General features: G+C 51.4%; 19 protein-coding genes and 1 other RNA gene. 9 read left to right on the top strand and 11 right to left on the bottom strand.

What is annotated here, in order from left to right:
* Nucleotides 1–14 precede the first annotated feature (14 nt).
* Nucleotides 15–848 (bottom strand): nucleoside triphosphate pyrophosphohydrolase, encoded by an 834-nt coding sequence (gene mazG, locus EDD53_RS03430; RefSeq protein ID WP_123791785.1) that lies wholly within the window; start codon nt 846–848, stop codon nt 15–17.
* Nucleotides 849–1,040: 192 nt separating this feature from the next.
* On the opposite strand from mazG, the gene cysS reads away from it, so the two are divergent.
* Genes cysS through EDD53_RS03415 form a run of 3 tightly spaced genes read left to right on the top strand, consistent with a single transcriptional unit; the run spans nt 1,041 to nt 4,929 of the window.
* Complete coding sequence (gene cysS / locus EDD53_RS03425) at nt 1,041–2,504, top strand: cysteine--tRNA ligase (RefSeq protein ID WP_123791784.1); 1,464 nt, start codon at nt 1,041–1,043, stop codon at nt 2,502–2,504.
* Nucleotides 2,501–4,138, top strand: a complete 1,638-nt coding sequence (gene cimA, locus EDD53_RS03420) for a citramalate synthase (RefSeq protein ID WP_123791783.1) — start codon at nt 2,501–2,503, stop codon at nt 4,136–4,138. The genes cysS and cimA overlap by 4 nt, the downstream gene beginning before the upstream one ends.
* Nucleotides 4,138–4,929 (top strand): squalene/phytoene synthase family protein, encoded by a 792-nt coding sequence (locus EDD53_RS03415; protein ID WP_123791782.1) that lies wholly within the window; start codon nt 4,138–4,140, stop codon nt 4,927–4,929. Before cimA ends, EDD53_RS03415 begins: the two co-directional genes overlap by 1 nt.
* Here EDD53_RS03415 and EDD53_RS03410 read toward each other — a convergent pair.
* The 6 genes from EDD53_RS03410 to ssrA form a co-directional block, all read right to left on the bottom strand.
* Nucleotides 4,902–5,135: a ribbon-helix-helix domain-containing protein gene (locus tag EDD53_RS03410; protein WP_123791781.1), complete on the bottom strand. Its 234-nt coding sequence runs from the start codon at nt 5,133–5,135 to the stop codon at nt 4,902–4,904. The genes EDD53_RS03415 and EDD53_RS03410 overlap by 28 nt on opposite strands.
* A complete protein-coding gene (locus EDD53_RS03405; RefSeq protein ID WP_123791780.1) occupies nt 5,132–5,314 on the bottom strand; it encodes a DUF4169 family protein in 183 nt (60 codons plus the stop codon). Before EDD53_RS03405 ends, EDD53_RS03410 begins: the two co-directional genes overlap by 4 nt.
* Nucleotides 5,315–5,413: 99 nt before the next feature.
* The gene (gene fumC, locus EDD53_RS03400; RefSeq protein WP_123791779.1) at nt 5,414–6,808 is read right to left on the bottom strand and encodes a class II fumarate hydratase; all 1,395 of its coding nucleotides are present in this window, start codon (nt 6,806–6,808) and stop codon (nt 5,414–5,416) included.
* Nucleotides 6,809–7,044: 236 nt separating this feature from the next.
* Nucleotides 7,045–7,557: an SspB family protein gene (locus tag EDD53_RS03395; RefSeq protein WP_123791778.1), complete on the bottom strand. Its 513-nt coding sequence runs from the start codon at nt 7,555–7,557 to the stop codon at nt 7,045–7,047.
* Nucleotides 7,558–7,715: 158 nt separating this feature from the next.
* Complete coding sequence (locus EDD53_RS03390; protein WP_123791777.1) at nt 7,716–8,141, bottom strand: ester cyclase; 426 nt, start codon at nt 8,139–8,141, stop codon at nt 7,716–7,718.
* Nucleotides 8,142–8,262: 121 nt separating this feature from the next.
* Nucleotides 8,263–8,639, bottom strand: a transfer-messenger RNA (tmRNA) gene (ssrA, locus tag EDD53_RS03385).
* A gap of 192 nt (nt 8,640–8,831) precedes the next feature.
* Between ssrA and EDD53_RS03380 the strand changes: the two genes are divergently transcribed.
* The gene (locus EDD53_RS03380) at nt 8,832–9,815 is read left to right on the top strand and encodes an acrylyl-CoA reductase family protein (RefSeq protein ID WP_123791776.1); all 984 of its coding nucleotides are present in this window, start codon (nt 8,832–8,834) and stop codon (nt 9,813–9,815) included.
* 82 nt (nt 9,816–9,897) lie between these two features.
* Here the strand turns inward: EDD53_RS03380 and EDD53_RS03375 are convergent, their stop codons facing one another.
* The 3 genes from EDD53_RS03375 to ccmI are packed head-to-tail and all read right to left on the bottom strand — an operon-like array spanning nt 9,898 to nt 11,854.
* On the bottom strand, nt 9,898–10,146 hold the full coding sequence (locus EDD53_RS03375) for a DUF1289 domain-containing protein (RefSeq protein ID WP_123791775.1): 249 nt from the start codon (nt 10,144–10,146) through the stop codon (nt 9,898–9,900).
* On the bottom strand, nt 10,143–10,628 hold the full coding sequence (gene ruvX, locus EDD53_RS03370; RefSeq protein WP_123791774.1) for a Holliday junction resolvase RuvX: 486 nt from the start codon (nt 10,626–10,628) through the stop codon (nt 10,143–10,145). Before ruvX ends, EDD53_RS03375 begins: the two co-directional genes overlap by 4 nt.
* On the bottom strand, nt 10,625–11,854 hold the full coding sequence (gene ccmI / locus EDD53_RS03365) for a c-type cytochrome biogenesis protein CcmI (protein ID WP_123791773.1): 1,230 nt from the start codon (nt 11,852–11,854) through the stop codon (nt 10,625–10,627). The genes ruvX and ccmI overlap by 4 nt, the downstream gene beginning before the upstream one ends.
* Nucleotides 11,855–12,110: 256 nt before the next feature.
* On the opposite strand from ccmI, the gene EDD53_RS03360 reads away from it, so the two are divergent.
* Nucleotides 12,111–12,713 (top strand): superoxide dismutase, encoded by a 603-nt coding sequence (locus tag EDD53_RS03360; protein ID WP_123791772.1) that lies wholly within the window; start codon nt 12,111–12,113, stop codon nt 12,711–12,713.
* Between the two features lie 94 nt (nt 12,714–12,807).
* Here EDD53_RS03360 and EDD53_RS03355 read toward each other — a convergent pair whose 3' ends face one another.
* A complete protein-coding gene (locus EDD53_RS03355) occupies nt 12,808–13,368 on the bottom strand; it encodes an LOG family protein (protein WP_123791771.1) in 561 nt (186 codons plus the stop codon).
* A gap of 116 nt (nt 13,369–13,484) precedes the next feature.
* Between EDD53_RS03355 and EDD53_RS03350 the strand changes: the two genes are divergently transcribed.
* The 4 genes from EDD53_RS03350 (at nt 13,485) to EDD53_RS03335 (ending at nt 19,739) form a co-directional block, all read left to right on the top strand.
* The gene (locus EDD53_RS03350; protein WP_246002174.1) at nt 13,485–14,933 is read left to right on the top strand and encodes a LysM peptidoglycan-binding domain-containing protein; all 1,449 of its coding nucleotides are present in this window, start codon (nt 13,485–13,487) and stop codon (nt 14,931–14,933) included.
* 133 nt (nt 14,934–15,066) lie between these two features.
* Nucleotides 15,067–16,890, top strand: a complete 1,824-nt coding sequence (locus EDD53_RS03345; RefSeq protein ID WP_123791770.1) for an ABCB family ABC transporter ATP-binding protein/permease — start codon at nt 15,067–15,069, stop codon at nt 16,888–16,890.
* Nucleotides 16,891–16,995: 105 nt separating this feature from the next.
* A complete protein-coding gene (locus EDD53_RS03340) occupies nt 16,996–18,390 on the top strand; it encodes a cryptochrome/photolyase family protein (RefSeq protein WP_123791769.1) in 1,395 nt (464 codons plus the stop codon).
* A 101-nt stretch (nt 18,391–18,491) separates the two neighbouring features.
* Entirely contained in the window at nt 18,492–19,739 is a 1,248-nt protein-coding gene (locus EDD53_RS03335) for an SAM-dependent methyltransferase (protein ID WP_123791768.1), read from the top strand.
* The last annotated feature ends 2 nt before the right edge of the window (nt 19,740–19,741 follow it).

The following is a 19,741-nucleotide window of genomic DNA, read 5'->3' as shown; positions in this document are numbered from 1 at the left end:
GTGTCAAAGACACTCTACAACATCCCCTTTTTGTCGCGTGCTTTCACTTTATCCCAAAGGGCATCCATTTCCGCCAAATCGCTCTCTTTCGGCTCTTTACCTTGTAGTTTAAGTTCGTCTTCCACGGCATTGAAACGGCGTGTAAATTTATCATTGGCGCTGCGCAAAGCTTCTTCGGAATTGATCCCCATATGTCGCCCAAGATTGACCATAACAAACAGCAGGTCACCGTATTCTTCATACACATCAGCTTGGGTTTTACTGTCACGCGCCTCGATCAGCTCGCTTGCTTCTTCGACCACTTTATCAATCACATGGCTCACATCGGGCCAATCAAACCCCACACGCGCGGCGCGGTTTTGCAGCTTTTGCGCCCGCATCAAAGCAGGCAGACCTAAAGCGACCCCATCAAGCGTGCGAGTTTCCCCGCGCCGCTCACGTTCGGCTGCTTTTTGCACTTCCCAATCGATGGTTTGCTGTTCTGGCGATTTCTGATTGCTTTGATCGCCAAAGACATGCGGATGGCGATCAATCATTTTCGCGGCAATGGTTTTGGCCACATCTTGAAAATCAAACAGGCCCTTATCGGCCGCGATTTGCGATTGAAACACCGATTGAAACAACAGATCGCCGAGCTCTGATTGTAGATCAGTCATATCGCCGCGTTTGATCGCATCCTCGACCTCGTAAGCTTCTTCAATCGAATAGGGCGCTATTGTTTCAAAGCTCTGTTCGATATCCCATGGGCAGCCGCCCTCAGGATCACGCAAGCGGCGCATGATTTCCAACAGTTGTTCAATGCCCTCAGGCACTTCAAAGATCGGGTCGCGGTTTGGTTTATCTGTCATGGCGTTAAAGTGATCAGAATTAAGGGGCTTTGCAAGCCCAGTTTGCGCTGTTACATAAACAGCTATGACCACATTATGCACTCAGATTATTTGCTGCATTATCCGCTGACAGTGTCACGCGGGGTCTGGTCTCTTTTCTCTTATGAATGAAGCTGATATGCCCGCGGGGACACCCGAAGGAAAGCTATAGCTATGACACAGACCACCATCCGTCTGACCAATACCAAGACCCGCAAAAAAGAGGATTTTATCCCGATTGATGCGCAAAATGTCCGGATGTATGTCTGTGGGCCGACCGTCTATGATCGCGCCCATATCGGCAATGCGCGCCCTGTGATTGTCTTTGATGTGCTCTACCGCTTGCTGCGGCATGTCTACGGCGAAAACCACGTCACCTATGTGCGCAATTTCACCGACGTGGATGATAAAATCAACGCTAAGGCGGCTGAAACAGGGCGCTCTATTCGCGAGATCACCGATGAGACAAGCCAGTGGTATCTGGATGATATGCAAGCTGTCGGCGCCATGAACCCCGATCACATGCCCCGCGCGACCGAATATATTGATCAGATGATCACGATGATCCAAGACCTGATTGAAAAAGGCCACGCTTATCCCGATGGCGCAGGTCATGTGTTGTTTTCCGTCAACAGCTACGCCCAATACGGTGCGCTTTCCGGCCGCAACACAGACGATATGATCGCAGGGGCACGCGTTGAAGTTGCAGATAACAAACGCGATCCGATGGATTTTGTGCTGTGGAAACCCTCCGATGCGGACACGCCAGGATGGGACAGCCCTTGGGGCAAAGGCCGCCCTGGTTGGCATATCGAATGTTCTGCCATGGCCAAGGATATCTTGGGCGATCATTTCGACATTCACGGCGGCGGCAATGATTTAATGTTCCCGCACCACGAAAATGAAATCGCCCAAAGCTGCTGCGCCTCTGGCCACGCCGACGATGGCGAGGGCTTTGCTAACTATTGGCTGCACAACGAGATGTTGCAGGTCGAGGGCAAGAAAATGTCCAAGAGCCTTGGCAATTTCTTCACCGTGCGAGATTTACTTGACCAAGGCGTCCCCGGTGAAGTCGTCCGCTTTGTGTTTCTGAGCACGCATTATCGCAAACCGATGGATTGGACTGCGGAGAAAGCGGAACAGGCCAAGAAGGAACTAACGAAGTGGAGGCGGCTCGTCGCAGGAATTCAACCAACAGAAGTAGATCTGGGAGTCGCATTCAATTTGTCTCAAGATTTGAATACCCCAGCTGCGATCGCAAGCCTTCGAGCGATTGCAAATGATATTATTCATATTGAGAAATTTGAGAAAGCTGGCATGACAGATCAGCTCACGCACTCTAGCAATCATTGGCGCGGAATTCTTAAAGCTTCTGCAACACTTCTTGGCTTGTTGACCGATGAATTAAGCGGGTGGGAAAGTGCTGTCGATGGCAATGTGGAGGTGCTCTTAACACCTATTAAATCACGGCTTTCTACCGAGAGAATGGCGGCGATGGTCTCTAAAGATTTTTCAGAAGTTGATCGTATCAAAACAGCACTCCTAGACGCAGGTGTAGAAGTGCGCATGTCGAAAACAGGTGTTGAGCTTGAGGCGGGGCCGAAATTCGATCCCTCAAAATTGGAGGGCTTGCTATGACCGCTCAAAAAGATCGCCTCTACCTTTTCGACACCACATTACGCGATGGTCAGCAAACCCAAGGTGTGCAGTTTTCTACGGCTGAAAAATTCCAGATCACCGATGCTTTGGACAATCTGGGCGTGGATTACATCGAAGGCGGTTGGCCCGGTGCCAATCCGACAGATTCCGAATTTTTCGAACAAGCGCCCAAGACAAAAGCCACGTTTTTGGCCTTTGGCATGACCAAACGGGCAGGGCGCTCGGCTGAAAATGACGAAGTTCTCGCGGGCGTGATGAATGCGGGCACCAAGGCCGTGTGTTTGGTCGGCAAGACCCATGATTTCCACGTCACAACGGCGCTTGGCATCACCTTAGACGAAAACCTCGAAAACATCAGCGCCTCTATTGCGCATTTGGTCAAATCAGGCCGCGAAGCGCTGTTTGACGCCGAACATTTCTTTGACGGCTACAAGGCCAATCCCGATTACGCTCTGCAATGCCTGAAAGCCGCCTATGACGCAGGGGCGCGCTGGGTGGTTTTATGTGATACCAATGGTGGCACCTTGCCCGATGAAATCTATAAGATCACCCGCAAGGTGATTGAGAGTGGCATTGAAGGCGCGCGTTTGGGCATCCACACCCATGATGACACAGGCAACGCTGTGGCCAATTCTTTGGCAGCTGTCACGGCAGGGGTGCGTCAAATTCAAGGAACATTGAATGGTTTGGGTGAACGCTGCGGCAATGCCAATTTGATCACTTTGATCCCCACTTTGCTGCTCAAAGAGCCGTTTAAATCGACCCTGCACAGCAATGTGCCTGAGGAGGCTTTGCAAAACCTAGTGCAGGTTTCGCGTATGTTGGATGACATTTTGAACCGCGTCCCCACGCGCTCTGCGCCCTATGTCGGTGCCTCTGCATTTGCGCATAAAGCGGGACTGCATGCCTCTGCGATCTTGAAAGATCCAACCACCTACGAACATATCGAACCAGAAGTCGTGGGAAATCAACGTATTGTGCCCATGTCAAACCAAGCTGGACAATCCAATTTGCGCAAACGTTTGGGCGATATGGGCTTGAACCTGCCTAAAAACGATCCCGCAATGGGCCGTATTTTGGATCGGATCAAGCAGCTAGAGGGGGATGGTTATTCATTTGATACCGCGCAGGCGTCTTTCGAATTGTTGGCCCGCTCTGAAATCGGGCTTTTGCCGCAATTCTTTGCGGTCGAACGCTACCGCGCCACAGTCGAGCGCCGCTTGGATGCACGTGGCAAAATGAGTCACCTCTCCGAAGCGACGGTTGTGGTTAATATCGGTGGCGAACGGCTTTTATCCGTCTCAGAAGGCATTATTGCCGATGGCAGCGATGGGGGGCCAGTCAATGCGCTCTCAAAAGCCTTGGTTAAAGATCTCGGGCCATACCAAAGCCTTATCGAAGATATGGAACTTGTTGATTATAAAGTGAGAATTACCCAAGGCGGCACAGAGGCGCGTACGCGGGTTATCATCGACCACGAAGATAGCACGGGGCGGCGCTGGTCCACCGTTGGCGTGTCGTCGAATATTATCGATGCCTCGTTTGAAGCTTTGCTTGATGCGATCAATTGGAAACTTGTGCAAGACGGTGCGCAGGCTCTTGGGGCGCAATAATGTTGGCCCCGCAAGATGTTCAAGCCTGCGCCAATTTGGTGTTTGAGGCCGATCAAGAACGGTTTCGCGCCACGATGGCCGCACCTGTGCCCGCGCGCGATGTGTTGTTTCCGATCCATGCCTTTTGTTTGGAAATCGCCAAAGCCCCATGGTTGACCAAGGAAAGCATGATCGCGGAAATGCGTTTGCAGTTTTGGCGCGATGTCTTGCAAGAGAAAATTGACGGCAAAGACCCACGCGCCCATGAGGTAGCGCGCCCCTTGGCACATGTGTTGGATGGTGAGGCCGCGCTGTCTCTCGACGCGACCATTACAGCACGCCAGTGGGATATTTACAAAGATCCGCATGAAGATTTATCGGCGTTAAAACGCTACTTAAACAACAGTTATGCCTTGCCTCTCTTGCAAGCTGCGCGCCTGCTTGGTGCTTCAGGAAACGGCTTTAATGCCCTGAAAAATATAGGTTATGCTGGTGGTTTGTTGCGTTATCTTGCCGCTGTTCCCAAGTTGCAAGAGGCTGGGCGCATCCCTTTGTTGGACGGGCGCCCCCAAGCTGTGAGTGACTTGGCGCAAGATGCATTGGATGACATCAAGGGCACAGGCGCTGCGTTGTCAGAACTCACCAAATTACAGCGTGCGCCAATGATTGATGCCATGACCCATCTACCGCTTTTAAAGCTGGCAATCCGTGACCCGCAATCTGTTGTCGAGGGGCGTTTTAGCATGACACCGTTACGTCAATCGGTGCGATTGGCGTTGGTGTCTCAAGCGCCTTCTTGGGCTTTTGTCTGATAATAGGCCAAAACATAAACCCGAATGGCTGAGGCAAGCCCTGAGTCTACGCCACGTAGCTCATCAATTTCGGCTGCTAAGACATTGATTGGTTTTGATTTTTCCTGTGCGATCATGCGAAACGCAGCCCAAAAGGGTTCTTCCAGCGATACGGATGTGCGGTGCCCGTGAAGGGTTAAGGATCGTTTGACGGGGCGGCCAATCATTCGGACCTATCCCGTTTGTGGGCGTCCAGATGCCTCTGCAATGAGTTGGACTGCGCTTTCTCGGCGGCTTTTTGGGCCTTGCTGCGCCCAAATTTTAGCGAATTTTCATCCGCCTTGAGGCGTTTATCTGCGCGGGCTTTGATTTTGCGAAATTTATTTAGATTGATCGGTGTGCTCATGGGGTAGAATTGTACCGCATTGATCAGCCCTGACAAGTGGGTGCAAGAAAAAAGGAGCAGCCGTAAAGCTGCCCCTTAAATAGCTGATATTTCTATTGTTTAGTCTTTTGGACCGATCATTTGTTCGGGGCGCACAACTGCGTCAAATGTTTCAGCGTCAACAAAGCCCAAAGCGATTGCTTCTTCTTTCAAAGTGGTGCCGTTCTTATGCGCCGTTTTGGCCACTTTGGTCGCATTGTCATAGCCGATGGTCGGAGCCAAGGCTGTGACCAACATCAAGCTTTCTTTCATCAACTTATCGATGCGCTCAACATTTGCTTTGGTGCCGACAACCATATTATCAGTAAAGGCAGAGGCGCTGTCGCCCAAAAGTTGCATAGATTGCAACACGTTGTAGGACATCATTGGGTTGTAAACGTTCAATTCAAAATGGCCTTGTGAGCCAGCCATTCCAACAGCCGCGTCATTGCCCATCACGTGGCAACAGACCATGGTCAAAGCTTCGGCCTGTGTCGGGTTCACTTTACCTGGCATGATGGATGAACCTGGTTCGTTTTCTGGCAAGATCAATTCACCCAGACCTGAACGTGGACCAGAGCCCAAAAGGCGCATGTCGTTGGCGATTTTGAACAAAGAGCCAGCAACGGTTTTCAAAGCGCCTGAGAACATGACCATCGCGTCATGTGCAGCCAAGGATTCGAATTTGTTTGGCGCTGTCACGAAGGGCAGGTCGGTGATCTCGGCCATATGTTTGGCCACAGCTTCTGCCCAACCTTTTTTGGTGTTCAGGCCAGTGCCCACGGCAGTACCGCCTTGCGCCAATTCGTAAATGTCAGGCAGGCAAGATTTCACCCGCTCGATGCCTTTGCGCACTTGATGCGCGTAGCCGCCGAATTCCTGACCCAAAGTCAAAGGTGTCGCATCCTGCGTGTGCGTGCGGCCAATTTTGATAATGTCTTTGAATTCTTCGGATTTAGCTTCCAAAGCTGCGGCAAGTTTTTCAAGGCCAGGCAGCAAAACATCACGCGCCTGCATACCAATCGCGACATGCATCGCAGTTGGGAATGTGTCGTTTGACGACTGGCCCATGTTGCAGTGATCGTTCGGGTGAACAGGCGATTTGGATGCCAATTCGCCGCCAAGCATTTCAATCGCGCGGTTTGAAATGACTTCATTGGCGTTCATGTTGGATTGTGTGCCCGAACCTGTTTGCCAAACCACCAAGGGAAAGTTGTCGTCGAATTTGCCGTCAATTACCTCGGTCGCAGCAGCGATGATCGCGTCAGCAAGGTCTTTGGGCAGATTGCCTTGGGCGAAGTTTTCCATGGCACAGGCTTTTTTCACAACACCAAGGGCGCGGATGATCGGCACAGGTTGTTTTTCCCAACCGATTGGAAAGTTCATGATTGAACGCTGAGTTTGCGCGCCCCAGTATTTGTCAGAAGGGACCTCAAGTGGGCCAAAGCTGTCGGTTTCTGTACGGGTATTTGTCATGGGGCTCTCTCCCTTGGTGCAAGCCAAAAATTTGACTTGGCTATACGACTTTGCGCAGCGTCATGCAATGTAAACAGGCCTTTAAGGGCGGCCTGTTAGCGCTACAAAAAGTAAATTTATGAATTACAGTGCAGGTCGGTGTCAGTGAGCACGCGAGATGCCGAATGAATGGCATCTATTCGTCAACATTAAAAAGGGCAGACCCTCTTCAAGCGTGACAGATTATGCGTGACAGATTACTTGCGGAAATTGTCTAATGATACGATTTCAGCCTCTTTCGGGGCGTCATTTTTTTCGACATGTGTGTCCGACTTTTGCGCAGGTTCAAAGTCTGCAACTTCGCTGTCGCTGATCGCGCTGTCGTCCTCTTCGTCAAAATCGTCATCATCGTCGCTGTCTTGGGTTTCAAAGCGCAGACCAAATTCGACGGAAGGGTCCACAAAGGTGCGGATAGCGTCATAGGGAATGAACAAAGGTTCAGGACTGTCACCGAAATTCAAAGTGATTGAGAAACTATCCTCATTCACTTCCAAATTGTCGAACCAATGCTGAATGACCACCGTCATTTCTTCTGGGTAACGATCAGATAACCAATCCGCCAATTCTACGTCGGGATGCATGGTATCGAAAGTTATGAAAAAGTGGTGATCGCCTGGCAAACCGTCTTTACGCACGTTCTCAAGCACTTGGCGGATCAAACCGCGCATCGCATTGTGCATTAGATTTCCGTAATCGATGGATTTTCCCATCACGCATCCTTCCATGTCTTCTTGTCTCTAGCATAGGGGATTCGGGGACGAAGGAAAGAGGCGGTGATAGGCTGATTTTGTAACTTCTGCTCATAATCGGGCATTCGGCATGAAGATCTGTCGAAAATATTCAGCATTCGATCGCAGCGCGTATTTCTTCACGTCAAAGTTTCGCCAGACAGGCACAGCGCAATGGTGTCTTGCGGCAAACATCCCAATTGTTCGAAAAGGCCAATGAAATCGAAATGATTGTGCGCTTCGATGATTTTTTCATCTCTCACACGAATAATCACCTGACCAGAGCAAGTGACAGGATCCATCGTTTTGGCATTCTGCGCCGCAATCGTCACCAATGCCCAAGCCTGATCATCGACCTCCATAGATCGGTCAATCGACACAGTGATATTTCGCACAGATTTTTGAATTGCGGGCACGATTGTTTTAAAATCTTCGAGTTCTGCCGCCAAATTCGACATCAACCCATTGGCCTTGGCCTCTACATCAAAATACTCTGCCACAGCCGTTAAATCGCCTTGTTCCCAGACGCGTTTGTACCAGAGCGTTAACAATTCTATGCCTGTCATAAAAAACCCTTATCCTAGTTTAGGCAGTTTATCCCTGCCTGAAAAAGAAAGAGTTAACGGTCACGCGAAACTTTGCGCGCGAAAAGATACGCGTAGCGAAAAAATGTGGAAGTTTGGGAAAAGTGCAGGTTTCTGTTGCCAGGTACCTGCGAACCCCGCCTGACGCTGCTAGGCGACAGGGCTTAAGATTTCAATGTTTCGCACAGCTTACGCTGCGAGAGCCATTGGAGCTTTGTTGTCATTTGCAACTACTCATTGTGTACCGATAACGGTGGTAACTCACCGAAACAAAGCTAACCCCTTTAGACGTCCGTCGATCCTATTTCGTCCCCATGTGCCCCATCCATGCCTCAAATGAAGGCGATGTGCGGGAGTGATTGGTGGAGACGCAGGGTACCGCCCCCTGGTCCGATCCGCTTATTGCGAGCGCGTTTATGTTCATAGTCGAGCAAGCCCGACAGCACAGATATAGGTGCTGGTGTTCCAAGCTGCAAGTGGGCGCTTGGGGTATTTGGGTTAAAACTGTTGCAAAGTCATTGGCATGTGAATTGACAATCCACCTTACGGCGTAAACTGTCAGGGGCAGGTGCCAAAGATGCGTTGGCCAAGCACAATAGGACGCTTGACCTGTCATCGGCTCTTTGGGGCGCATAAGATGAGGAAAAATATCTGCAGATTAGGGAGGATAGTATGCGGGCATTGATAATGGAACAGGGGCCAGATGGGGTGGCGCAGCCTGTGGTCAAGGACATCGATGGCGGTCTTTTGGTCAAACGTGACGTGACCGTGAAAGTGGAATATTCTACCCTGAATTACAAAGACGGCCTGTGCATGTCGCCCAAAGGTGGCGGCTTGGTGCGCACATACCCCCATATTCCTGGCATCGATTTTGCTGGCACTGTGGAAGCCTCAGAAGACTCACGCTTTTCGCCAGGTGATAAAGTCGTATTGACAGGGTGGCGTGTTGGCGAAACCTATTGGGGCGGCTATTGCCAAGAAGCGCGGGTCGATGGCGACTGGTTGGTGCCTTTGCCCGATGGCATCACGACAGCGCAAGCCATGTCTGTTGGCACAGCTGGATTGACCGCGATGTTGGCCGTGCAAGCCCTAGAAGATCACGGGTTAAAGCCTGAAAATGGGCCAGTCTTGGTCACGGGTGCGGCTGGCGGTGTTGGATCTGTCGCCACTGCAATCTTGGCCAACCTTGGGTACGAAGTTGCGGGTGTCACAGGGCGACCAGAACAAGCTGACTATTTGAAATCCCTTGGGGCCAGTCAAATTATTGCCCGTGGTGACATCAATGAAACTGTAAAGCGCCCGCTTGAATCTGAAACATGGGCGGGCTGCGTTGATGCTGTCGGCGGTGACATGTTGGCGCGTGTCTTGGGGCAAATGAAATACGGTGGTTCTGTTGCAGCCGTTGGTTTGGCGGGGGGCGCTGGCTTGCCCACGACCGTTATTCCGTTTTTGCTGCGTGGTGTGAACCTGCTGGGCATCGACAGCGTGATGCAGCCGTTTGAAAATCGTCAGCGTGCTTGGGCGCGCGTTGCCAAGGATCTGCCAATGGACAAGCTTGAAGCGATGGTTGTCCCCGCCACGTTAGAAGATTTGCCCCAACTGGGGGCCGATATTTTGAAAGGCCAAGTGAAAGGCCGCGTCTTGGTGAAACTCTAAAGCGGTCAAAGCGCAGAAATACAGTGTTTGCTGCATGTGATCAGGTCACCTGCTGCAAACGGTCCCAAGATCGGTTTGAGGGTCAATCAAATTGGCGCTTTAGGCGTGCGGCGCGTCCGCCACGGCGTTTTGTCGGTGCGGGGCTACGGTTTGGCAGTTCTGCCATAATCGCGCGACGCTCCTCAGGCGTCATCAAGCCCCAGCCACCGATTTCATCAATTGATCGCGCGCAGCCAAGACACAGCCGTGTTTCAGGATGTATCTGACAGACTTTGGTGCAGGGGCTTTCCACCTCTTTGCGTGTCCAAATATGGTCGCTGGATGGGGTCATGCTTGTGCTTTCAAATGCCCTAAACGATCCAAAGCGCCTTGCAAAATCAATCCAGCGGCCACTTGGTCAATCTTTTCCGCACGTTTTGCGCGTGACATGTCCGCTTCTAGCATCACGCGGTCAGCCGCGACAGATGACAGGCGTTCGTCCCAATAGGTGATCGGTTGTTCGATCAATTGGCTCAAGTTGCGCGCGAAAGCACGGGTCTTTTGACAGCGCGGGCCTTCGGATCCATCCATATTGCGCGGCAATCCCAAAACAACGCCGCCGATTTCGCGCTCTGCGAAGACTTTGATCAGCTCTTGTGCATCCAGCGTGAATTTCTTGCGCCTTACGGTCATGGCCGAAGACGAAATATTGCGAAAGCGATCCGAGACTGCAACGCCGATAGTTTTATCGCCAAAATCAAGTCCTGCAATGGCGCGCATAGGCTGAAGTTTCGCTGCAAATTCGGTGATGTCGTCAAAAATCTCAGCGCTCATGGTGCCACTCCTGCGGATTGTGCAGCGTTGCGGATCAACGCGGTTGCATCTGGGTCTGTGCTAAACAGCACTTGCGCTTCTGTCCAGATGGCGCGGGCGCGGCTTGTGTCACCCAAAACGCCCAAAGCTGAAATCAGTTGAGCCCATTCTTGCGGGGCTCCCCCTTGATTGGCCAATCGCGCTGACAGTTGATCCACCATAGAGCGTACAAAGGCATCGCGATCTTCATCTGACATATCTGATGCGGCCTCAATGTCGTCTTGTGTCGGGCCTTTTAACGCAGGCGCAGGCAAGGGGGGCAGGGTATAACGAATGCCTGCCGCTTGAGCCAGACTTTCGATCTGGCTGCGAATGGCGGGCACCCAAGGGTCATCCGCTGTGCTGTCATTCAACAGCGCGTTCCACAATTGAAAGGCCGTGTCAGGTCGCCCTGTTTGCACAAACATCAAACCAGCATAGTAGCGCGCTGTGCCATTGTCTGCATCCAAGCTCAAAGATTTGCTGATGGCTTGTTCTGCCTCTGGTGACACATAGCCGCCGACAGATAAGATCATCATATCCGCAAGATCAGCGTAATCTTGGGCGGTGGCGGAAAGCCCTTTCAGTTCAATCACGCGGGACTGTACTCGGTAGGCTTCTTGGTAAAGACCAACAGAGGCCGCATTGCGGGTTAAAATAAGGTGACCTTGCAAATCATCGGGGCGATCTTCAAGCGCAGTGCGCAATTTTTCGAGCAAGGCAAGATGTTGCGGATCAGCCGACGGAAACGCCTGCTCGATGGGGGCTGTTTCTTCCGCTTTGGCTTGCGTGGGGCGCGTGTCGCGCAGGTTTTCGGCCATTTGCAAGCGGCGCTCCAAGGGCAGGTCCATATAATTAGGCGCCCCCATTTTCGCGTATAAGCCAATGCCGCCCAAAAGCACGAAAAGCCCCGCAGTGGCCGCCAGCCATAGGGGCAGTGCCTTGCCTTTGGTTTGCCGCAAAGCTGCACTGTCGAGATCTAAAATTCGGCGTGAGATTTCCAAACGCGCACGCTGGGCGGCCTCAACAGAAAGCAGCCCACGGGCCAAATCACGATCCACTTCGCGCAATTGGTCTTTATAGACCTTCTGTTCCACCGCTGTGTCACCCTGCATTGCATCATCATCGCGACGCGCGCGCAGCAAAACCAAAACCAAAGGGGCAGTGGTCAAAACGGCGATGATAAAGACGATGATCCAAAAGGTCATAAGGCGTATCCGCGATAATTTGGTTGCGTGCTAGATGTAACGGGCTGGGCAGGGATGCGAAAGAGGAGATCAAGTGGATGTGACGCTTTGGCACCGCTTTGGAGGCGTGCTCAGGCGCATTGGCGCAGCAAAACGCGCAGGCGGTGCGAGAATTCTTGCGCATATTTCTTACAGATGTGTTGTCAGCCCTTGACCCCACGGCCGCTTAGGCTCACCTATAGGCCAACGAACACCCCTAATACGAGGACCTTATATTATGGCTTTTTCACTTCCAGATCTACCATATGCACATGACGCGCTTGCTGACCTTGGCATGTCTGCGGAAACACTCGAATTTCACCACGACCTGCACCACAACGCTTACGTCACAAACGGCAATGCTGCGATCGCTGGCACAGAGTGGGAAGGTAAATCCCTAGAAGAAATCATCGTTGGCACATACGACAAGTCTTCTGTGGCACAAAACGGCATCTTCAACAACATCTCACAGCTTTGGAACCACAACCAGTTCTGGGAAATGATGGGTCCAAACCAAACAGCTATGCCAGGTGAGTTGGAAAAAGCTTTGGTTGAATCTTTCGGTTCAGTTGATGAATTCAAAAAGCAATTCTCAGCGGCTGGCGCAGGTCAATTCGGTTCTGGTTGGGCTTGGCTTGTCAAAGACACAGACGGTTCTTTGAAAGTGACCAAAACAGAAAACGGTGTGAACCCATTGTGCTTTGGCCAAACGACTTTGCTTGGCTGTGATGTATGGGAGCACTCTTACTACATCGATTTCCGCAACAAACGCCCTGTTTACCTGACAAACTTCCTTGAGAAGCTTGTGAACTGGGAAAACGTGGCGTCTCGTTTGGGCTAAGCTCACATGCAGATCTAGTGGAGAAGACTTCGGTTTCTCTGCTAACGAAAAGGGCGCTTTTGGGCGCCCTTTTTCACGTTTTAACGTGATTTATTTAGGTAAGCTGCAAGCGACGTAAATCTTCTGTCAGGTCTTCGACGCTGTGCACGGTCTTGAAGTAGGTTTTGTTCACCTCATCAGCAAAACCAGCGTCAATCACATGATCGATCAAGGCCTCAAGCGGTTTCCAATAGTCATTGATGGACAAAAGATAGATCGGCTTGCTGTGCAGCCCAATCTGTTTCCAAGTGAGCACTTCAAAGAACTCATCCAATGATCCCGCACCGCCGGGCAAGACCACGATTGCATCGCAATTCATGAACATGACTTTTTTGCGTTCATGCATGTTTTCGGTCACGACATAAGTGGTCAAATCCGACTTCGCGACTTCCTTTTTAAACAAATGCACAGGGATTGCGCCAAAGGTCACGCCGCCAGCGTCTTGGCAGGCGCGCGCAACCGATCCCATCAGCCCGACGTCGCCTGCGCCATAAACCAAACGCCAACCTTGTTTTGCGATTGCATGACCAAAATCCACAGCCGCTTTTGTGTGACTTGGGTCATCGCCCGCACGAGATCCACAAAAAACGCAAACAGAAAGGGAAAATTGTGACATTTGGCGATCCTTTTGGCTAAAATTGAACGGAAGTCTTTGACCCTTGTTAGGCGCATTGCTACCTTTGCTCAAGTCTTGGCTTTCTGGTCAGGGTATTGGGAATTAGGAATAAAATTATGCCGTTGAAACAGGCTTTGGGGAATGCGGCCGTACCTGTCGCGGGAGGGGTTGCTTTGGCTGCGGTCATCGCGATTGGTGTTGTGCTTGTCACGCAAAAGCAACCACAAGACACGGCTGGATCGGTTCCTGTCACGGATGGGGCTATATTGCCACAGGCACCACAGGCAACAGCTTCAACGTCAACGTCAACGTCAACGTCAGCACCAACTGAAGATATCCGCGCAAAAGATGCACCCACGACCGAACCTGCCCAAGTCGCAGCACAAGATACCAACAAAACCGCCGTCACCTTGCCTGCTTTGACCGCGCCGACGGTCGATGTGGTCCGCATCCCGCAATCGGGCCTTTCCACCATAGCAGGGCAAGCCGAGGCAGGCAGTCAGGTTGTGATTTACATTGACGGCCAAGAAATGGCGCGCAGCACAGCCAGCGCCAGCGGTGAGTATGTCGCTTTGTTTGATATTCCTGCTGTTGATCGCCCGCGCGAAATGCAAGTCTTTGCGATGCGCGATGATGCCCGACAAATGGCTGATGCCTCAGTCGTGATTGCGCCATTCTTGGCCGCCCCCGTCGCGCAGTCGGAGGCAGCAGAGGTGGCTCAAGTTATAGCGCCTGATGGCTCTGACGCGACAGCGCCTGATGGCTCTGACGCGACAGCGCCACAACTAGACGCAGCACAGGTCGATGCCACCAGTGTTGCCCCCATGGTGACCGCGCAATTGCCATCGCCTGACAGTGAAGTACCTAGCGCCGATGCGCCCAAACGGGCGCAGCCGACGGTTATGATTGCCGATGACACGGGCGTGAAAATCTTCCAATCAGCCGCGCCGTTTGATGGGGTTAGCATTGATGCGATCACCTATGACCCCAAGGGGGCGGTGTTTGCCTCAGGACGCGGGCAGGCGAATTTTACCGTGCGTTTGTATTTGGACACTGATCAGCTGATCGACACGCAAGTGGACAAGGATGGCCAATGGCGTGTGGAACTGCCCGTAAAAGCGGGGATCTATTCACTGCGTGCTGATATGATTGATGACACGGGCAAGGTTTTAAGTCGCGTGCAGATCCCGTTTAAACGCGAAGATGTGTCGGTTCTGGCCACGCTTTCAGGGGCGTCTGAGCCTGCGTCACAGCAAGAGGCTGTTGAAACGGACAGTGCAAGCGATGTGGCAACAGATAGCCCAGAAGTTCAAACGCCAACAGCGCAAGACAGTGTAAGTGCAGCCAGCGCAAGTGCAGCCACGCAATCTGTTCCCACCCGTATTGCCTCTGTCACTGTGCAACCTGGCAATACGCTTTGGGGGATTGCAAGCGACACATATGGCGATGGTTTTTTATACGCACGCGTCTTTAATGCCAATGTGGCGCAGATCATCGATCCCGATTTGATCTATCCAGGACAAGTGTTTGTCATCCCGAATGATGTTCAAACCGAAGCGCAATAGGCTTAGATCAAAATCACTTCGGTCTCATCCCTTTCGTTTCTTTGTCTCTCTGCCTATATAGGGTCTCTTGCCCTTGGGGCTTTTAGGACAGAGCGCGTTGCGCTTTGCTCACATCATGCTGAAAGGCCCATAAATGTCGCCACGTCCGTCGATCACCAGTTCCGAAGGCCCTGAAAACGGTTGGAAAGTCGCACGCCAAGTTGTGCCTTACCTTTGGCCGCGCGATTCAAAATCAGCGCGGGTGCGCGTGGTTGTGGCCTTGGTGTTCATGGTCCTTGCGAAAGTTGTATCAGTTTCCGCACCCTATTTTTACAAACTTGTGGTCGATTTGCTCAGCGGTGAAACCGAGGCAGATCCCGCCATGATTTTGATGCTAGGGGCGGTCGGATTGACTGTGGCCTACGGGCTGTCACGTTTGATGACAAACGGGTTTCAGCAATTGCGCGATGCGGTTTTTGCCCCTGTTGGTCAGGCGGCATTGCGCAAACTGGCCTTGCAAACCTTTGAACATATTCACGCCCTGTCCCTGCGCTATCATCTGACGCGCAAGACAGGGGGGCTGAGCCGTATTATTGAACGCGGTGTCAAAGGCGTCGCCTTTTTGTTGAACATCATGCTGTTCGGGATTTTTCCGCTGTTTTTAGAACTGGGCATGGTTTTGGTGATCTTATGGAGCGCCTTTGGCTTTAGCTATTTGGCCGTGGTTGCCGCGACGATTGCCGCCTATGTGGCTTTTACATTCAAAGTCACCGAATGGCGCGTAAAAATCCGCAAAGAAATGAACGATCAAGACAATGACGCCAATCAAAAGGCCGTCGATAGTTTGCTGAATTTTGAAACGGTGAAATATTTCAACGCTGATACCCGCGAAATTCGTCGCTATGATACGGCCATGGCGGCCTATGAAAAAGCGGCTGTCAAAACCGAATATTCATTGGCATTTCTAAACTTTGGCCAATCTTTGTTCATCACTTCAGGCCTTGTGACCGTGATGGTTATGGCCGTTTTGGGCGTGCAAAATGGCGTGATGACTGTGGGCGATTTCGTTATGGTCAATGCTTTGATGATCCAGATCACCATGCCCTTGAATTTTCTCGGTTCTATGTACCGCAATATCCGTCAAGCGATGGTGGATATGGAAGAAATGTTCACCTTGCTGGAACAGCCTGCCGATGTCGTTGATGCGCCTGATGCGAAACCTTTGCAGGTCAATGGCGGTGCTTTGCAATTTAACGATGTGGATTTCGCCTATGATCCCGAACGCCCGATTTTAAAGGGCCTTAATCTCTCTGTGCCTGCGGGTAAAAAAGTCGCTGTGGTTGGCCCCTCTGGAGCGGGGAAATCCACCATCGGGCGTATGCTGTTTCGCTTTTACGATATTGCAGGCGGCAGTTTGACAATCGATGGCCAAGATGTGCGCGATGTAACTCAAGCAACCCTACATGCCGCCATCGGTGTGGTGCCGCAAGATACTGTGCTTTTCAATGATACCGTGCGGTATAATATCGCTTACGGCAAAGACAATGCGACGGAGCAAGAGATTGAAGCCGCAGCCAAAAAAGCGCAAATCCATGAGTTTATTCTCAGCTTGCCCGATGGGTATGACACCCAAGTTGGGGAACGCGGTTTGAAATTATCTGGCGGCGAAAAGCAACGTGTCGGCATCGCACGCACCCTGTTAAAAGACCCACCAATTTTGCTGCTGGATGAAGCAACTTCCGCCCTTGATACCCAAACAGAACGCGATATTTTGGGCGCTTTAAAAGCCGCAGGCGAGGGGCGCACAGTCATCACCATCGCGCATCGTTTGTCGACAATTTCTGATGCCGATGAAATCATCGTCTTGCAAGATGGGCATGTGATTGAGCGCGGCACACATGATACTCTTTTGGCCAAGGGTGGAAAATACAGTGCCATGTGGGCCGCCCAAGCCGAAGATCGCGTTGCCGCTCAATAGGCGCAGATCATGAAAGCAATTTTAATTATCTGAAAACACTCAAAGAGTGATCCATGTAAGTATACCTGTCGTAGACACATAAACAGTCAATGATGGGGGCACAACATGGTGACAATTTGGTGGATCAGGCGCGATTTACGCCTAAAGGATCATCCCGCTTTGACAGCAGCGGCCAAGGCTGGTGCAGTCTTGCCCGTGTTTATTCGTGATGCATGTGTTGATAATTTGGGGGCGGCGCCAAAATGGCGCTTGGGTTTGGGGCTCGAGCATTTAATGCAAGAGATCCAAGACCTTGGCGGCCAAGTGAGCTTGCGCAGTGGTGATCCTTTAACTGTGCTTTCTAACATCGCGCAAGAAACAGGGGCGCAAAGCGTTGTTTGGTCACGTTTATACGATGCCGAGGCGATAGATCGCGACACGGCCGTAAAATCTGGCCTGACTGATTTGGGCCTTACAGTGCAATCCTTTGAGGGTCATCTTCTATTCGAACCTTGGACCGTGCGCACCAAAACCGATGGGTTTTACAAGGTCTATTCCCCGTTTTGGCGCAGTGTCAAAGACACCCCTATCGCAGACAGCTTGCCACAACCCGATGTCGATTGGGCCGCAGCAATAGACACAGAAACACTTAGCGATTGGCAATTGGGCGCTCAAATGCGGCGCGGGGCGAATGTGGTTTTGCCCTATACGCATGTGGGAACTCAAGCGGCCGAGGCGCGCTTGCAAAATTTCATTGAAAATCACGCCGAACATTACAAAGCAAAACGTGATTTTCCCGCTGAAAACGTCTGTTCGGGCCTGTCCGAAAACCTGACCTACGGCGAAATTTCACCCCGCATGATTTGGCATGCGGGTCAATTTGTCATGCAATCAGGGGCTGCAGGGGCAGAGCATTTTTTGAAAGAAGTCACATGGCGCGAGTTTGCCTATCATTTGCTCTACCACCAGCCCAATTTGGCCACTGAAAACTTTCGCGAGGGCTGGGATGACTTTCCTTGGCAAGGCGATAGCGCTGCGGCTGAGCGTTGGCGTCAGGGGCGCACGGGCGTAAAATTCGTCGATGCAGCCATGCGCGAAATGTATGTGACGGGCACAATGCACAACCGTGCGCGTATGATCGTTGCTTCTTATCTTACCAAACATCTGATGACCGATTGGCGTATCGGGCGTGCTTGGTTTGAAGACTGTTTGATTGATTGGGATCCTGCATCCAACGCGATGGGTTGGCAATGGGTCGCAGGCTGTGGTCCAGATGCAGCGCCCTATTTCAGGATTTTCAATCCCGATGGTCAAAGCGCTAAATTCGATGCTGACAACATCTACTTGGACCGTTGGCTCGCCGAAAATAAGCGCAAGCCGAGCGAAACCGCTTTGTCATATTTTGACGCAATTCCAAAGTCTTGGTCGATTTCGGCACAAGATGACTATCCCGATCCAATGATTTCACTTGCAGATGGGCGCAACCGCGCCCTCGAAGCCTATTCCGCAAGGTCAAGTTAAATATTTTTTTCGAAATCCTAGCGTGAACCGAAAAAATCGCGTTACATTTCAAACAACAAGAGTCAGCGTTGTTCAATGCGCGGCGCGATAAGGGGGGCACTATGCTCGATACTGCATCAACAGATCTAAGCGATTCCGAGGTTATTTTGGATATAAAAGGCCAAGGCAATCTGCCGCGCTATTTCACCCAAGTGTTCGAGGCAGCGGGTCAGATGGAACGCGGCCAATTGGATTTTGTGCTGGCCGATGGGCGGGTGTTTCGCGCCAAAGGTATGGCTGACGGCCCTCATGCCACGTTGAACATCAAAAATGATGATGTCTTTGCGCGATTGATCCGCGAAGGCGATCTGGGCTTTTGCGAAGACTACCTAGATGGCGGTTGGGACACACCCGATTTGCAAGCCTTCATGGATTTGATTCATGCGGATAATGACGCGCTTTATGATGGGTTTCCAGGAATGGCATTTGTGCGCGCTTATGAGCGTATGCGTCATTGGTTGCGGTCAAATTCCAAACGCCAAGCCAAGAAAAATATCGCCCATCATTACGATCTTGGAAATGCATTCTATGGGCTGTGGTTGGATGAAACCATGACCTATTCATCAGCTTTGTATGAGACAAACAGTGAAACCCTTGCCCAAGCACAGATCGCCAAATACAAATCCATGGTGGATGAGCTTGGCGTAAAAGCAGGCGATCATGTGTTGGAAATCGGCTGTGGTTGGGGCGGTTTTGCCGAATATGCGGCTGGGCAACGCGGATTGCGTGTGACGGGTCTTACCATTTCGCAAGAACAATTCGATTACGCCCAAAAACGCATAGATAATGCGGGGCTGTCGCATCTTGTCACTCTAAAATTGCAAGACTACCGCGATGAGCTGGCACAATATGATGGCGTTGCTTCGATTGAAATGTTCGAAGCGGTGGGCGAAAAATACTGGCCTGTCTATTTCGAAACGGTGAAAAAATGCCTCAAACCAGGCGCGCAAGCGACCTTGCAGATCATAACGGTGCAAGAACGACGCTTTGAAATCTACCGCAAGAATGTCGACTTCATCCAGAAATTCATCTTTCCAGGCGGCATGCTGCCCAGCCCGAATGCACTGCGTTCACAGATTGATCTGGCGGGCTTACAGTTTGAAAAGTCAAAGGAATTTGGCGAAAGCTACAGTAAAACATTGCGTATTTGGTATGATGATTTCAACGCGAAATGGGATCAGATCGAACCGCTTGGATTTGACGCGACGTTTCGAAAAATGTGGAATTTTTATCTCACCTCTTGCGCTGCGACGTTTCACAGTGGAAATTGCGATGTAACACAGATCACAATGTCCAAACCAAAGCAGTAAAT

This window comes from Pacificibacter maritimus (assembly GCF_003814915.1).
In the GTDB taxonomy this organism is placed as follows: domain Bacteria; phylum Pseudomonadota; class Alphaproteobacteria; order Rhodobacterales; family Rhodobacteraceae; genus Celeribacter; species Celeribacter maritimus.
Note: the sequence above shows the minus strand (reverse complement) of the source record. Positions and strands in the feature narration are given on the sequence as shown.